The sequence below is a fragment of the Streptomyces sp. NBC_01450 genome, from assembly GCF_036227505.1.
Lineage (GTDB): Bacteria > Actinomycetota > Actinomycetes > Streptomycetales > Streptomycetaceae > Streptomyces.
Window position 1 is genome coordinate 574,980 of record NZ_CP109481.1, and the last position, 13,435, is coordinate 588,414.

General features: G+C 67.0%; 18 protein-coding genes and 5 pseudogenes. 11 read left to right on the top strand and 12 right to left on the bottom strand.

All coding sequences use genetic code 11. From position 1 onward, the window contains the following. The first annotated feature begins 230 nt into the window (after positions 1–230). The gene (locus OG568_RS50945; RefSeq protein WP_443077971.1) at positions 231–488 is read left to right on the top strand and encodes an IS3 family transposase; all 258 of its coding nucleotides are present in this window, start codon (positions 231–233) and stop codon (positions 486–488) included. A 215-nt stretch (positions 489–703) separates the two neighbouring features. Here OG568_RS50945 and OG568_RS50950 read toward each other — a convergent pair whose 3' ends face one another. Both OG568_RS50950 and OG568_RS50955 read right to left on the bottom strand, forming a co-directional pair. Next, positions 704–1,303, bottom strand: a complete 600-nt coding sequence (locus tag OG568_RS50950; protein WP_329536938.1) for a ferredoxin — start codon at positions 1,301–1,303, stop codon at positions 704–706. Positions 1,304–1,585: 282 nt separating this feature from the next. After that, positions 1,586–2,167 (bottom strand): annotated as a pseudogene (locus OG568_RS50955) (transposase); the annotation flags it as partial. Here OG568_RS50955 and OG568_RS50960 point away from each other — a divergent pair. Further along, positions 2,166–2,386: pseudogene (locus tag OG568_RS50960) on the top strand (transposase); the annotation flags it as partial. The pseudogenes OG568_RS50955 and OG568_RS50960 sit on opposite strands and share 2 nt — an antisense overlap. 143 nt (positions 2,387–2,529) lie before the next feature. Here OG568_RS50960 and OG568_RS50965 read toward each other — a convergent pair. The 3 genes and pseudogenes from OG568_RS50965 to OG568_RS61800 all read right to left on the bottom strand — a co-directional run. After that, a complete protein-coding gene (locus tag OG568_RS50965; RefSeq protein ID WP_329536939.1) occupies positions 2,530–3,168 on the bottom strand; it encodes an FMN-dependent NADH-azoreductase in 639 nt (212 codons plus the stop codon). A 143-nt stretch (positions 3,169–3,311) separates the two neighbouring features. Then, entirely contained in the window at positions 3,312–3,554 is a 243-nt protein-coding gene (locus OG568_RS50970) for a DoxX family protein (protein WP_329538252.1), read from the bottom strand. A gap of 16 nt (positions 3,555–3,570) precedes the next feature. Then, positions 3,571–4,002 (bottom strand): annotated as a pseudogene (locus OG568_RS61800) (transposase family protein); the annotation flags it as partial. 89 nt (positions 4,003–4,091) lie between these two features. Between OG568_RS61800 and OG568_RS50975 the strand changes: the two are divergent. Next, on the top strand, positions 4,092–4,700 hold the full coding sequence (locus OG568_RS50975; RefSeq protein WP_329536940.1) for a YdeI/OmpD-associated family protein: 609 nt from the start codon (positions 4,092–4,094) through the stop codon (positions 4,698–4,700). Positions 4,701–4,940: 240 nt separating this feature from the next. Here the strand turns inward: OG568_RS50975 and OG568_RS50980 are convergent, their stop codons facing one another. The 5 genes from OG568_RS50980 to OG568_RS51000 all read right to left on the bottom strand — a co-directional run bounded on the left by OG568_RS50980 (position 4,941) and on the right by OG568_RS51000 (position 9,112). After that, positions 4,941–5,204 carry a hypothetical protein gene (locus tag OG568_RS50980; RefSeq protein WP_329536941.1) on the bottom strand — a complete coding sequence of 88 codons (264 nt, stop codon included), beginning with the start codon at positions 5,202–5,204 and terminating at the stop codon, positions 4,941–4,943. Between the two features lie 313 nt (positions 5,205–5,517). Beyond that, entirely contained in the window at positions 5,518–6,531 is a 1,014-nt protein-coding gene (locus OG568_RS50985; RefSeq protein ID WP_329536942.1) for a zinc-dependent alcohol dehydrogenase family protein, read from the bottom strand. A 390-nt stretch (positions 6,532–6,921) separates the two neighbouring features. Further along, the gene (locus OG568_RS50990) at positions 6,922–7,560 is read right to left on the bottom strand and encodes an MBL fold metallo-hydrolase (protein ID WP_329536943.1); all 639 of its coding nucleotides are present in this window, start codon (positions 7,558–7,560) and stop codon (positions 6,922–6,924) included. A 49-nt stretch (positions 7,561–7,609) separates the two neighbouring features. Continuing rightward, on the bottom strand, positions 7,610–8,620 hold the full coding sequence (locus tag OG568_RS50995) for a zinc-dependent alcohol dehydrogenase family protein (protein ID WP_329536944.1): 1,011 nt from the start codon (positions 8,618–8,620) through the stop codon (positions 7,610–7,612). 120 nt (positions 8,621–8,740) lie between these two features. Further along, positions 8,741–9,112 (bottom strand): ArsR/SmtB family transcription factor, encoded by a 372-nt coding sequence (locus OG568_RS51000; protein ID WP_443077925.1) that lies wholly within the window; start codon positions 9,110–9,112, stop codon positions 8,741–8,743. A gap of 559 nt (positions 9,113–9,671) precedes the next feature. Between OG568_RS51000 and OG568_RS51005 the strand changes: the two genes are divergently transcribed. After that, positions 9,672–10,112, top strand: a complete 441-nt coding sequence (locus tag OG568_RS51005) for a VOC family protein (protein WP_329536946.1) — start codon at positions 9,672–9,674, stop codon at positions 10,110–10,112. Between the two features lie 105 nt (positions 10,113–10,217). Here OG568_RS51005 and OG568_RS51010 read toward each other — a convergent pair whose 3' ends face one another. Then, positions 10,218–10,454 carry a hypothetical protein gene (locus OG568_RS51010; protein WP_443077926.1) on the bottom strand — a complete coding sequence of 79 codons (237 nt, stop codon included), beginning with the start codon at positions 10,452–10,454 and terminating at the stop codon, positions 10,218–10,220. Positions 10,455–10,546: 92 nt separating this feature from the next. On the opposite strand from OG568_RS51010, the gene OG568_RS51015 reads away from it, so the two are divergent. The 7 genes and pseudogenes from OG568_RS51015 (at position 10,547) to OG568_RS51045 (ending at position 13,237) form a co-directional block, all read left to right on the top strand. Next, positions 10,547–10,684 (top strand): hypothetical protein, encoded by a 138-nt coding sequence (locus OG568_RS51015; protein WP_329536947.1) that lies wholly within the window; start codon positions 10,547–10,549, stop codon positions 10,682–10,684. Between the two features lie 7 nt (positions 10,685–10,691). Further along, positions 10,692–10,916, top strand: a complete 225-nt coding sequence (locus tag OG568_RS51020; protein ID WP_329536948.1) for a hypothetical protein — start codon at positions 10,692–10,694, stop codon at positions 10,914–10,916. Continuing rightward, a pseudogene (locus tag OG568_RS51025) lies at positions 10,913–11,038 on the top strand (IS481 family transposase); the annotation flags it as partial. The gene OG568_RS51020 and the pseudogene OG568_RS51025, both read left to right, overlap by 4 nt. A gap of 475 nt (positions 11,039–11,513) precedes the next feature. Continuing rightward, a pseudogene (locus OG568_RS51030) lies at positions 11,514–11,768 on the top strand (transposase); the annotation flags it as partial. A gap of 64 nt (positions 11,769–11,832) precedes the next feature. After that, the gene (locus tag OG568_RS51035) at positions 11,833–12,012 is read left to right on the top strand and encodes a CopG family transcriptional regulator (RefSeq protein ID WP_329536949.1); all 180 of its coding nucleotides are present in this window, start codon (positions 11,833–11,835) and stop codon (positions 12,010–12,012) included. 1 nt (position 12,013) lies between these two features. After that, on the top strand, positions 12,014–12,358 hold the full coding sequence (locus OG568_RS51040) for a VOC family protein (protein ID WP_329536950.1): 345 nt from the start codon (positions 12,014–12,016) through the stop codon (positions 12,356–12,358). Between the two features lie 21 nt (positions 12,359–12,379). Then, entirely contained in the window at positions 12,380–13,237 is an 858-nt protein-coding gene (locus tag OG568_RS51045) for a class I SAM-dependent methyltransferase (RefSeq protein WP_329536951.1), read from the top strand. Here OG568_RS51045 and OG568_RS51050 read toward each other — a convergent pair. Beyond that, entirely contained in the window at positions 13,202–13,423 is a 222-nt protein-coding gene (locus tag OG568_RS51050) for a hypothetical protein (protein ID WP_329536952.1), read from the bottom strand. The two genes, OG568_RS51045 and OG568_RS51050, sit on opposite strands and share 36 nt — an antisense overlap. Positions 13,424–13,435 lie beyond the last annotated feature (12 nt).

Genomic DNA, 13,435 nt, shown 5'->3' on the forward strand with positions numbered 1-13,435 from the left:
TCCCAGGACAGCATTGAGGCCCTGGTTTTGGTGTCGTCTCAGCTTTACGACACGTCGTCAGCGGTTCACTTGCGTTCGCCTTCTCAGCCCCCACCTGCCGCATTCAGTACGGCTTTTCCATGACGCTCACCACCACGACTCATTCACCGCAGCAGCTCATGGTGGTTTGACACCTGCACCTACATACCGATGCCGAAGGACCTACCTTCATCTTCACAACAGCATGGCGACTGTTCGCTCCCGTCTTCTACGTCAGAACCTCCCAATCACCTTCTGGACACACCAATGCGATGGCTGAATCATTTTTCGGCGCCGTCAAAAACGAACTCGTGCACCGAACTACGTTCCCAACACGCGCACACGCCCACCGGGCGATCGTCCGCTACATCGAGATGTTCTACAATCGAAAACGCCTCCACTCCGGCCTCGGCTACAACACTCCCGCAGAAGTCCACGCCGAGCACGAGGAGTTGCAGGCAGCAGCATAGGCAGAGCCCTCAACACCGCTGTCCGAGAAGCGCAGGGCCCCTCAGTCGTAGAAGGCCCCCTGAACCCGGACAACACGGCCAGGGGCTCGATGTGGGCAGCATCGTCCAGCAGACTCACCATTACGGCCTTGGCTTCGATCATCATGGACTCGACAGCGCACATGATCACCCCAAGGCCGCTCGGCTGTCCGGAGAACACCAGAATCAGTGGTCCGTCACAGGCTCAGCGTGGGGAGTTCCTCGTCGGTGCGGGGCTCTCGGTTCTCGATCAGCCAGAACAGGTAGCCGCGCAGGTAGTCTTCCAGGCCGTCGTCCAAGTAGGCGGCGTACTGGTGGAGGGCTTCCTTCTCGTTCTGGCGGTCGTCGAGTTCCTCGGCTATCCAGGCGCGGACCGACTCGCGCCCGGCCCACCACTGTCTCACCGCTTCGGGAGTCCACTGTTGGTCGCCGTCCCAGGCGTAGCCGCCCTGCGGTTCGTCGGCGGCGATTTCCACCAGTCCCGCCACCTCGCGGGGATTGGCTGGCTGGCGGTAGACGAACTCGTAGTGCTCGTCGCTGGAGAGCACGTGGTCGGGGAGGTAGTACGGGCCGTTCAGGCCGTCGTCGGTCACGCCCGCGTAGAATGGACCGGGCACGTTGAGCCAGCTGTGGTACTCCCAGCGCCCGTTGCCCATCGAGTTGGTGAGCTCGCGGGCGCTGGGCAAGGGATCCCAGTACCGCAGTTCCTGCCAGCGCCCTTCGGTCGGATGGGCCATCAGTCGCCGCCGCATCCGTGCCGCCGAGTGCGCGAGTTCTCGATCCCAAGCCTGTTCCATCGCGTTCGCCTCCCACCGGGCGAGATCACCTCGGAACCTACGGGACTCCCTCTAGCGGAGTCCAGAAACCGCCCGACAACCGGGCCCGCGACACTTGCCGTCGCCGCTCCTTCCACCCGGACCACGCGTCCACCTCTGCCGACAGCACTCTCATACCGCCACACCGTAAGCCTACTGATCGACTCAGCTGTCACCAGGGCACGAGGCGGCCCCACCGGGAGACATCTGTCCAGACCGGGCGCACTGGCCATCTTGAGGTTAAAGAACTTCCCAATGACGATGTCAAGTCGCTGCCGTGACGGTTGGTAGGACCTCGTAGCACTCTCCGTCGCGAAGCATGGCCCACAAGACGTTGACTCGTCGACGGGCCAGAGCGAGCAGAGCCTGCTTGTGTCCCTTGCCCTCGTTCCGCTTGCGCCCGTAGTAGGCCTGGGAGGCGGCGCACGTTCTGAGACTGGCCATTGCGGAAAGGTAGAAGGCCCGGAGCAGGCCGCGGTGGTAACGGCGCGGGCGGCGCATGTTGGCGCTGACACGACCGGAATCCCGTGGCACGTGTGACAGGCCGGCGAAGGACGCCAGGCGATCTGCCGTGCCGAAGGTCTCAAGGTCGCCACCGGTGGCGGCGATGAATTCGGCGCCCAGGAGGGTGCCCATGCCGGGCAGGCTGCGGATCACCGTCGCGTGTCGGTGATCGTTGAACCGAGCTTCGATGAGCGCGTCGAGTTCGGCGATCTCCTGATCGAGTGCCTGCACGCCCTTGGCGATGCGGGCGACCATGGCGGCCGCGAGGGTCTCTCCCGGCAGTGCGGTGTGCTGGGACCTGGCCGCCTCGACAGCTGTTTCAGCGAGCGCGGCGGCGTTCTGCAGCACGAACGCGATCGAGAGTGTCAACGCCCGCATCCGCAGGGCCGTGCCCGCGCGCACTTCCCCCATGAGGCCGCCGCCCTCAAGTGCATCTACATGGCACTGATGAGCCTGGACCCGACTGCGAAGGGCCGCAAGAGGTGGACCATGCGCTGGAAAGCACCCCTCAACGCGTTCCGGATCGCCTTCGAGGGCCGCCTGACCCCGAGCAACAACTGACCATCAACAACCAAGATCAGCCGTTAAATTGACACACCCTCAAAGTTCAGCGTATGCGTCGTTCGCGGGGCAGCAGTTGTACAGGCGTCCGGGTGGTGGCCGTGAAGCGTGCTTCACGGCCACCACCCGGACGGGCGCCGTTTCTAGGCGGCGATGCGGTGGGCTATCGCCTTGGCCGTGGAGGTCGCGTCATCCAGTGCCCGCTGGCGGGAGGCTTCGAAGAGGGGGATCAGCTCGGACATCGCCGGGTTGTGTACGGCCATCGTGAGCTCCGGGACGATGAAGTTCACGACCAGGGCGAGCGTGTCTGCCAGAACGGCCGTGAGGTAGTTCTGCACGTATTCGTAGCCCTCGCGGGGCGTGCCCGCTGCGTATGAGCCACCGCGGCTGGCGGCGACGGTGACGGGGGTGCCCTTGAGCTTGGAGTTTTCCAGGCCGGCGGTGCGGCCGACGAGAACGATGTTGTCGAGCCACGCCTTGAGGGTGGAGGGGATCGAGTAGTTGTACATCGGGGCGCCGATCAGTACGGCGTCGGCGTTCTCCAGTTCGTCGATCAGTGTCAGCCGGTGGGCGAAGGCGGCGGCCTGAGCGGGGGTGTGCGCGGCCGGGTCGGTCTGGCCGGCGGTGAGGTGCGGTACGGGGTTCGTGGCGAGGTCACGGTAGATGACTGTGCCCTCGGGGTGGTGCTCCTGCCAGGTCCGGCGGAAGGCGGCGGTCACTGCGCGGGAGGAGGAGGCGTCGCTTGGGAACAGCGAGGAATCAAGGTGCAGAAGAGTGGCCATGGGATGTTCCTCAGTTGTTGCAGTGCTTGGGAAACAGATACGGATGAACGGCCGCAGTCCGCGTAGAGAGGTGATCCTGGGATCGCCCGGCCGGGCTTGTCGGGCGGAGGGCGAGTCCGTGGTGCCGCGGATTCCGGCCCTGGTCAGGATGCGAGAACCAGGGTGGCGGCGGCAGCGATCGCGACGATGGTGAGGATGGCGGGTGCCATCGCGTTGCCGCGGGTCTCGGGCTTGGCGTAGTCGCCGGACTTGGCGTGGAAGCCGATGGCTCCGACCAGCACGACTGCGAATCCCAGGGCGGCTGCAACGCCGATGGGCTGCCAGAAGAGACCGGCGAGGAGTCCTGCGGCTGCGGCCAGCTCGGCCAGCCCGATGAACCGGACCAGGGCGGAATGCTTCCATCACGCTCGGCCAGGACAGATGCAGATCCCGCGCGGCCTGGATGACCGTGGGGCCGGCATCCCGTATGCGGCGCCCGGCCGCACCCCGCAGCCGGGCGGTCAGCCTGGCACCAGCCGGGATCTGCGGGATCTGCGGGATCTGCGGGATCTGCTCGGTGAAGGACCGGCGAGGGCAGCCGGGCTCGCGGCACCACCAGCGGCGCTTGCGCCAGCGGAACTCCAATCCGCTCTCGCCGTAAGGAAGATCGCGCGGCCGGGTCACCGCCGAGCCCTTCACTCGGGTGGCGAGAACCCCGCAGGCCGGGCAGGCCCTGGCTGCCTCGTCGGCCGTGACCAGGTGGACTCGGCGCCTTCCGTCGGCCAGCCGCTCAACCCGCGCCACGGACACCCCGTCGAGGTCGAGCAGCAACGTCGTATCGTTGAGCAAGCCCACGGCTCCTGCATGATCGTTCTGCGTCGGGAACAGAGATGATCACGCGGGTCCACGGGCATCCTGCATCCAAGGCTGTGCCCGAATGCGTCATGACAATCGGCCGGGTGTGGTTCGCTGCTGGGGTGACTCAGAACTTGGAGATCGTCGCATTCGAATCCGCCGAGGCATTCCAGGCATGGCTCGGCGAGAACCACGCCGTCTCGCCCGGCATCTGGCTCAAGCTTCGCAAGAAGGGCCCCGGAATCGTCGCGCTGGACTACGCCCAGGCGCTCGACGTGGCACTCTGCTACGGCTGGATCGACGGTCAGAAGGCCAAGTTCGACGACCAGTGGTGGCTCCAGCGGTTCACCCCGCGCAAGCCGCGCAGCAAGTGGTCCAAGATCAACCGGGACAAGGTGGCCGCCCTGATCGAGCAGGGCCGGATGCATCCCCCGGGGCAGGCCGAGGTCGACCGCGCCAAGGCAGACGGCCGCTGGGAGGCGGCCTACGACGGGGCGAAGACCGCCACGGTGCCGGACGACCTCACGGCGGCCCTGACCGCCGACCCGGCCGCGGCGGAGTTCTTCGAGACACTGGACCGGCAGAACCGCTACGCGATCCTGTACAGGGTCCAAGACGCCAAGAAGCCCGAGACCCGGGCGCGCCGGATAGAGAAGTACGTAGCGATGCTGGCGAAGGGCGAGAAGCTGTACCCGTAGTCACGAAGAGGTACCGTGGCCGTGTGGTGCCCTGGGGCCCCGGCGCGCCTGCGGCCCCGGCAGCAGCCACCAGGTGCCCTCACTGAGCCTAACGAAACGTCAGAGGCCCTGAGCAGGCGCACCGCTCAAGATCGAAGACCCGCCATTGCAGCGGGCACAAACGCGGCTGCGTCTTCCTCGGCGCCGCAACGGCAGCAAAGCTCTGGCCGTCTGGCTCCGGACCTGAAGATCTCAAGCAGTTCAGAGAACATCCTCGGCCGGCCTCTGGTGCCCGCACGGCACCGAGATGCCGTTCTCATCGAAGACCTCGGCATCGTTGCTCGAGTTCACCCATACCGTGATGCCTTGCTTGTGCACGACCACGTTGAACGGCGACTCCTCCGGCTCCATCTCGGTCACCACAGTGAACTCCTCACCCGGACGCATCCAGTGATCGGTTCCCCACGGCTCAACCCACAAGCAGAGCATGCTGCTGGTCTCGTTGCTCACGCTCGTCTTGGACACTCTCGCACCCTAACCAACATGATCGGCCGGACAAGTCCTGGCCGAGGACGCGCAGACGGTAGGCGTCGATCGCGGCGCGTACTGCGGCCGCCTGCGGCCACTCCTCTTCGTGAGCTTCGGCAAGCGGCCGCCGGGAGTACATGAGGGAGTCGACCGCGGCGGCAACCGACTCCGGTGTCGCGTACACGCGCTCTGCGTCCCGTCCCACTGGTTCTGCCGAGCGGGGACCCCGGCCGCAACTGACTGCAGTGGTCCTGGCCACCTGCTCTCAGGGGGATGGCGTCCTGGGTGGGGAACATGATGATGCCGTATTTCACGACGACGCCCCGTCCGTGTGCGCGACGGTGACGACGATCTTGCCGACCTGGCCGCCGGCCTCCAGATAGCGGTGCGCGTCCGCGATGGCGTCCAGCGGAAACGTCCTGTCGATGACGGGGGTCAGCTCTCCCTTGGCCAGGCCGTCGCGGACGAACTCGACGGCGGCTGCACGGCGTTGGTCGTCGGTGGTGATCTCGAAGAGTTCGAAGCCGCGGATGGTGAGGTGCTTGAAGAGGACCGCGCCGACGTCGAGCGGCGCGGGGGTGCGGTCCAGGAGGCCGTAGACGACGATGACGGCGTCGTGGGCGGCGGCCGCGACCAGGTCGGCCAGAGCCGGGCCGCCGACCGGATCGAAGATCACCCGGGCGCCCTCGCCCCCGGTCAGCTCGTGCACCCGGGCGACGACGTCCTCCTCGGCGGTGGCGATGACCGCGTCGGCGCCGGCGTCCAGGAGCTGCTGCCGCTTGCCGCTGGTGCGGGTCAGGGCAATGGCTCGGGCCCGGGCCTTGTGGGCGACCTGGATCGCCGCGAGCCCTACGCTGCTGGAGGCGGCGGGGATCAGGACGGTGTCACCGGCGCGCACGCCCGCAAGGTCGACCAAGCCGCCGTATGCGGTGACGAACTGCATCCACACCGAGGCAGCCTCCTCGAAGGACAGGTGCTCAGGGTGGGCGACGACGGCATGGGCGGGGGCGAGGACCGCTTCGCCGTGCACCGGGTAGTCCGTCATGGCGAAGGACGGAACCACGCTCACGGCATCACCCAGGTGGAAGCCGGTGACACCGGTCCCGACGGCCTCGATCACTCCGGCCGCCTCGTAGCCGAGGCCGGAGGGGAAGACCGGGGCGATGCCGTACTCGCCGAGCCGGAACATCGACTCCGCCCGGTTCAGCCCCAACGCTCGGGTGCGAATGAGGACTTCGCCCGGACCCGGCGCCGGGTCCGGTATCTCCTCCAGGCGCAGGACCTCAGGTCCGCCAGTCTCATGGAAACGGACGGCTCGGCTCATGATGTGACTCCTTGGTGCTCTGATAAGGGGCTCCGACCGTCTGTCGGGCGATGCGGCCCTGTCGGCGGCGAAGACGGGTACGCCGAGTCGGCCTACGCACGATGGCGGGCGCGGCCCTCGGGTGTCCGCAGGGGGCGGTGGCCGGGTGCCCAGGGCGTGACAGCGGCTGGGATCAGCCGATCGGGACTTCGCTGATCATCATCACCGGCTCCAGGTCGGTGACGTTGCGGATGTCGATGCAGATGTCGGTGCGGATGGCGGCCGTGTGCGGTGTGTGAGCCTCCTGCGTCACTTCGACCGATCGAAGTACAGGTGTCCGCACCCGATGAACGGCGGAGGGGTGTCTGGGCTGGTTGTTGGTCACCACCGGACTGCACTGCCCGCGCGGTCTCAGATTTCGACAGGCTCGCCGATGGCCAGCTTGGCGTAGGCGAGGCCGGGTACGAGCGTGTCGAAGAAGCCGCCGACGATGGCGCGGCCGGCGTCGCTCAGCAGGGCGTCGTGTGTGTTGAACGCGCGGGACGCGCCCACCGCACGGGCGTAGTCGAAGATCTGCGTGGAGTTCGCCCACGGCGCGTGGGAGAGCAGCAGGAGGGTGTCGATCTTCCGTTCCGGGAGGGTGAACGCGTCGCCGGGGTAGAAGAGCTTGCCGTCGTCGAGGACGAAGCCGATGTTGCGGGAGTTGGGCAGCTCCGGATGGATCGGGGCGTGCCATTCACCGTGGACCTCGACGTCGAATCCGGCCGCGGTGAAGGTGTCGCCGTGCGTGACGGCATTGACCCGGCCCGCGCCGAGTCCATCGAGCTGCTTGGCGACATCCGGATTGGTCCAGATGCGCAGCCCGGGGTTGGCCTCGGCGGCGGCGCGCAGATTCTCCTCGACGAAGTGGTCGTAGTGCTCGTGGGTCACCAGGACGGCGTCGGCGCCGTCAAGGGCTTCGGGCTCGGTGAGCGCCCCGGGGTCGACGACCAGAGTCTGGCCGTCCTTCTCCAGACGGACGGCGGCATGGCCGAACTTGGTGAGTCGCATGACGCTCCTTCTCTTGGGCTTGGTGCTCGCGACAGGGCGGGCAGAGGGTTCAGGAGGACGTGTCGTCGTCGTGGGTGACGGTGACGACGATCTTGCCGACCTGGCCGTTGGCCTCCATGTAGCGGTGCGCGTCGGCGATGTCCGCGAGGTCGAAGGTGCGGTCGACGACCGGGGTGAAGGATCCCGAGGCCAGCCCCGCGCCCACGAACGCGACCGCGCGGCGCAGCCGCTCGGGGTTCGTGGTGATCTCGAAGAGGGTGTACGTGCTGCTGGTCAGCGCGGGGAAGGACTGCGCGTTGGGCAGCGGTGTGGGGCGCGGGTCGAGAGCGCCGTAGACGACCAGGCTGCCACCGGATGCGATGCCCTGAGCGAGGGTCTCGACGCCGGGGCCGGCTACGGGATCGAAGGCCAGGCGGACGCCTTCGCCGCCGGTGATCTCCTTGACGCGGGCGGGGAGGTCCTCCTCGTCGGTGACGATGACGTGCGCCGCACCGGCCTCCAGGAGGCGTTGCTTCTTGCCCGCGCCCCGCGTGGTGGCGATCGGGATCGCACCGACATGCCGGGCGACCTGGATCGCGGCCAGGCCCACGCTGCTGGAGGCCGCGGTGATCAGCACATGGTCGCCCGGGCGCACCTGGCCGGACTCGGCGAGCGGCCCGTAGGCGGTGATGTAGGCCATCCACACGGCGGCGGCCTGGACGGGGTCGACCTTCGCGGGGCGGGGCACGACGGCCGAGGCGGGAACGATGACGTGGTCGCCGTATGTGCCGTACTCGCTCTGCAGGAACGCCGGCACGACTGCGACCAGGTCTCCCTCGGCGAGGTGAGTCACGTCCTCGCCGACGGCCTCGACCGCGCCCGCGGCTTCGTAACCGAGGGTGGAGGGGAAGACCGGCTGGTAGAAGTAGCCGCCCTCGCGGTACATGATCTCGGCCCGGTTCAGGCCGATCGCGTCGACGCGGATCCGCACCTCGCCCGCTCCCGGAGCTCCCACCTCCACGTCGCGGAGGGTGAGGACCTCGGGGCCGCCGAGCCGGTCGAACTGTACGAGTCTTGCCATGGCGCATCCGTCCTTGGGACAGGGGTGGGTGAAGTGCACCGAGTCAGCTCGGTCGCACTGCTCACCTTGCCCCAAGGTTCGATGGGCGTCAAATTTCGATAGCGGTCGAACTTGGTTGCCTCAGGCTGTCGAGCCCGCCTCCTCCGCGAGGGAGGCGGCCAGCACGGCCGACAGCAGACCGGGAAACCGCTGTTCCATCACATCGGTGCGCAGCGTGTTCATCTTCGTCGTGCCGACGTAGTACTGCCGGATCACACCCGCCTCGCGCAGCACGTTGAAGTGGTGTGTGAGGGTCGAGACCGACACCGGCGTGTCGAAGGTGCCGCAGCTCTTGTCCTCGCCCGCCCGGGCCAGCTGCGACACCACCATGCGCCGCACCGGATCCACCAGGGCCTCCAGGACCTGCTGAAGCGAAACCTCCGACGGGTCGGGGTGCTCCACTGTCCGGGCGGCGGTGCGGGGGCGGGCCACGGTGACTCCTCGGGACGACATCAGTGCGGTCAGGCCATAGTACGACCGTCATCGAAATCGGGTCCGGCCTCCAAGATCCCTCTCGCCAGTGTTGGCCGCATCGGGATACGCCACAGGAGTCGGTAATTTCTAGCTACCTCGCCGCATTCCCGTCCACGGATGCTCGGGCCCGCCGGGGGGGCAGCGCGGCCCCCAGCTCGCGCCGGCGCCGCGCGGCGGGGCCCGGACGGGTGCGGCGAGGGCGAGCGGCACGGGGAACTCCACCCGCCAAGGGTGACCCGGCACCGTGAATTGACTGGGGAGGCGCAATGCTCAAGCGCGCACGCTGCGAATCATCGAGGAAGCATTGAAAGGCGGGGACGGCACGCTGCGGCTGACCGTCTTCATGGGAGCGGCCACCTGCGCCGCACTCACCCCTCGGTGGTGGCGCCTGGCTCGCGGGTCCGCTGTGGCCGTGCTGAGGCGCGATCCAGATTTTTCGGAGTTCGGCGGTCTGAGGATGTCGAGAACGTGCCGCCGGCTCCGTCCCAGGGACATCAGCGGCCACCACCGGCCGCACGAGGAAGAAGGAGAGACCAGCATGGCGATTCAGCGGATGGACAACGTCGGCATCGTCGTCGAGGACATGGATGCCGCCATCGCGTTCTTCGTGGAACTCGGTATGGAGCTGGAGGGCAGGGCGGAGGTCGAGGGGCTCTTCGCCGACCAGTGCACCGGACTCGAAGGCGTCCGCTGTGACATCGCGATGGTCCGGACCCCGGACGGCCACAGCCGGCTCGAGCTGGCGAAGTACCGCAGCCCCGCGGTGATCAGCGCCGGGCCGCGCAACCGGCCGCACAACATTCTGGGCACGCACCGCGTCATGTTCGCCGTCGACGACATCAAGGACACCGTTGCCCGCCTGCGCCCTCACGGCGCCGAACTCGTCGGCGAGATCGCCCGGTTCGAGGACAGCCATCTGCTCTGCTACGTCCGCGGCCCGGAGGGCATCATCGTCGGACTGGCCGAGCAACTGCGCTGAGACACATCTGAGTGTCGGCTCTGTCGGGGATCTCGTGACGTCACCTGCCTGATCTGGGCATCTATCGGACAGGGCGGAGTCGTTCGGGGAATCTGTCGGGTTTGATCACGTGTTGTGGAGGGTGGTCAGTGATCGGGTGGCGTCTCGGGAGTGCTTGCGCGGGCCGGCGGCGCTGTTGCCGCAGCCGGTCGGGCGGAGGGCGCCGGTGGCCAGGTTACGCAGTGCGGCCATGGCCCGGGGCGCGGTCCCGGTGCGAACGTGCGAGGCGTCCTCGGCAAAGGTGGTGTCGCGGACGTGGTGGATCTCGTCGCGGCCGTGCGCGGTGGCGCGGGTCTTGTCCATCAGCGGCACCTCCCTCCGGGGCAGTTGCTTCAGGTACCACCATGCCGGCCAGGTCGAGTGGGGCGAGCGTCCGCCGGAAGACGGTGGTTTCGTTGGTCTTGCCGCCCACCTCGCGCTGGGCGGTGACCAGCCCGGTGCAGAGGCCGGTCAGCTACGACGTCAACGGCGACGGCCGGCGCACTCAGCTCACCGGCAGGGACGACTGGAGCAAAGCAGTCCTACACGCGTGACCAATGGTTGGACCTGCTACCCACCACCGGTGGCCTCACCCAACTCCGTACCCGCAACCTCACCGCAGCCGGCGTCGGTCCCGACATCGATCTCGATGTCGTCGCAGAGCGACGAGACGTTCCCCATGAGGCCGTGCTCAGCAACTCCATCGGCTTCGGTGGGCAGAACGTCTCACTCATCGTCACCGGCGCACGGCACCACGCGTCCCGTACAGCCCCGACCACACCATGACCCACGCGAACGCACCGCTGTCCGTGGATGGTCGCCGCCGATTGATCGAGCGTTGCAAGACTCGCCAGATTGCGCATGCAGCCGCAGAGATGGGAATTTCCCGAGCAACGGCGTCGAAGTGGGGGTTCTGGCACAGATCTTGGTTGCGCCGTGAGGCGCTGTTGGTTCGAGTGGAGGTGGAAGACCTGCACCAACCCCACTGTCGCAGCAGTGGGGTTGAAGCTGAGGGCAGCCTGATCCGGGTGATGCCGGGGAGGGCGAGAGCGGCCCTGACAAAGCCGGGACGTACCCAGAACTGCCAGAGGGGGCGGGTCCGGCAAGCGTGATGGAGAGGAGTACGCGAGGAACCGGCGTTTTACGTCTCTTAAAGTGACACTGGCTCGAACCTGGCGGATCTGGGCCGGAAGCGGCGCGTATGCAGGTCATTCTTTCGGGTGGTGTGCCAACTCCTGGATCGGTATTCAAAAGCTGGCCGGGAGGCCACGAGGAATGACACAGTCGGGCTCCTCCTTCATCGAGCGAACCACAGTGAACACGGGAACCGTCTCGAACCTCGCCTTGTCGTCTGCTGCCAGCAGGCTGCCGGGGCTGGGCGCCCTCCGGATCACCCTGCGCATCGTCTCCAGGCCGAAGGGCACCAAGGGCTTCGTCGTCCTGCCCCGCCGCTGGAAGGTCGAGCGCACGATCGGCTGGTGCATGAACGCCCGCCGCAACGCGCGCGACTACGAACGCCTGCCCCAGTACTCCGAAGCCCACCTGAACTGGGCACTCATCACCATGATGACCCGGCGCCTGACCCGCAAGAGCCCCCGCGCGGACAGCTGGACGAAGAAGTCGACACCGACCTCCTGAACTGGCTCGGGTTGGTACGCCATATCGGTACACCCTAGCTTGCTAGGATGCTAGCATTCGCGTTGTGGGTGATGAGGAAGTCAAGCAGTTCAACGTGTACCTGCCGATCGGGCTGATCAAGCAGGTCAAGTACCGCGCCATCGAGTCGGGCATGTCGTTGTCGGCGCTCGTCGCTGACGCGTTGCGCGCGTACCTCGACGACGCCCATGGGAACAAACAGCAATCGCCTGAGAAGGAGACCTGACATGACGACCGAAGGAATCGAGGCCGTGTTCCTGACGACGCACAACTGGGGCAAGGCGGCGAAGTTCTTCCAGGCACTCGGTTACGAGCTGGAGTTCGCGACAGACCACAACTCCGGCCAGCTCCGCAACGGCGACGGTCCCTACGTGTTCATCGCCGAGGTTCCCGAGGATCAAGAGCCCCAGACGCGGATCGTGCTGAAGGTGCCGGACGCAGACGCGTTCCGTCCGGATCCTGTCGTCGAGGCGGTCACGCCGTTCGAAGACACCCACTACGGGACTAAGGAGATGACCGTCCGCGACCCCGACGGGCGCCTGTGGAGCCTCCAGGCTCCCGCCAAGAACTGACTGCGACGAAGGGGGAACACCATGGCGCACGAGCAGATGGAGGCACCGGACAACACTGCGGTGCGGACCGCCCTCTGGCGGATGATGCACCTCCAGGTCGACCCGCCCCCGCATGTGGTCGAGGACGAGATCGGCCTTCAACTGGCGGCCCCCGGCCATCACTGGCGCGACCGCCCGGACATGGACCCGCAGGCCACCAGCGGGTTCCGGGCAGCCATCGTTGCCCGCGCTCGTTTCATCGAGGACCTGATCGCCGAGCAGGCCGACCAGGGCGTGACCCAGTACGTCATCCTGGGAGCCGGTCTGGACACCTTCGCCCAGCGCAAGCCGGAACTCGCCTCCCGCCTACGGATCTTCGAGGTTGACCAGCCCGGCACCCAGGCCTGGAAACGCCACCGGCTGGTCGAACTCGGCTACGGCATCCCCGACTGGCTGCACCTGGTACCGGTCGACTTAGAGGCCGGCGCGTCCTGGCCCGAGCAGCTGTCCACTGCCGGCTTCGATCCCACCCGGCAAACTGTCATCGTCTCCACCGGCGTCACCATGTACCTCACCAAAGACGCCACCGCTGCCACCCTGCGCCAGATTGCCGGGCTTGCACCCGGCTCAACGCTCGCCATGACCTTCCTGCTGCCGACCGAACTTGTCGACGAAGCCGACCGCCCCGGCCTCCAGGCCAGCCAGGAAGGCGCCCGAGCATCTGGAACGCCGTTCATCAGCTTCTACACCCCGCAGGAGATGCTGACACTGGCTCGCGAAGCCGGCTTCAAAGACGCCCGGCACGTGCCGGGGACTTCGCTCGCCGAGCGCTACTTCGCCGACCGGACCGACGGCCTTCGCCCGTCAAGCGGAGAGAACCTCCTGCTGGCCACCACCTGATTTCTCGTCAACGCCGTCTGGCTCCGAGCCCTGCGGTTCAAAAACACCTCCAAAGCCGATGCACCGGCTTCCTCCAAGCTCGTCGTCGATCTTCACGTACAGTGCGGTCAAGAGGGTGTTCAGGGCGGTCGTCACAACCGGATCTTGGACACCCTCTGTCTTCGCGCGAAGCCAGACTTCGGTCATCTTGGTAGTTGA

Bases quoted from the DNA above. Each gene is read 5' to 3' on its own strand.
- OG568_RS50950 (WP_329536938.1), bottom strand. From the start codon at position 1,303: ATGGAACAGGCTTGGGATCGAGAACTCGCGCACTCGGCGGCACGGATG.
- OG568_RS50965 (WP_329536939.1), bottom strand. From the start codon at position 3,168: ATGGCCACTCTTCTGCACCTTGATTCCTCGCTGTTCCCAAGCGACGCC.
- OG568_RS50975 (WP_329536940.1), top strand. From the start codon at position 4,092: ATGACAATCGGCCGGGTGTGGTTCGCTGCTGGGGTGACTCAGAACTTG.
- OG568_RS50985 (WP_329536942.1), bottom strand. From the start codon at position 6,531: ATGAGCCGAGCCGTCCGTTTCCATGAGACTGGCGGACCTGAGGTCCTG.
- OG568_RS50990 (WP_329536943.1), bottom strand. From the start codon at position 7,560: ATGCGACTCACCAAGTTCGGCCATGCCGCCGTCCGTCTGGAGAAGGAC.
- OG568_RS50995 (WP_329536944.1), bottom strand. From the start codon at position 8,620: ATGGCAAGACTCGTACAGTTCGACCGGCTCGGCGGCCCCGAGGTCCTC.
- OG568_RS51000 (WP_443077925.1), bottom strand. From the start codon at position 9,112: ATGTCGTCCCGAGGAGTCACCGTGGCCCGCCCCCGCACCGCCGCCCGG.
- OG568_RS51005 (WP_329536946.1), top strand. From the start codon at position 9,672: ATGGCGATTCAGCGGATGGACAACGTCGGCATCGTCGTCGAGGACATG.
- OG568_RS51010 (WP_443077926.1), bottom strand. From the start codon at position 10,454: ATGGACAAGACCCGCGCCACCGCGCACGGCCGCGACGAGATCCACCAC.
- OG568_RS51040 (WP_329536950.1), top strand. From the start codon at position 12,014: ATGACGACCGAAGGAATCGAGGCCGTGTTCCTGACGACGCACAACTGG.
- OG568_RS51045 (WP_329536951.1), top strand. From the start codon at position 12,380: ATGGCGCACGAGCAGATGGAGGCACCGGACAACACTGCGGTGCGGACC.
- OG568_RS51050 (WP_329536952.1), bottom strand. From the start codon at position 13,423: ATGACCGAAGTCTGGCTTCGCGCGAAGACAGAGGGTGTCCAAGATCCG.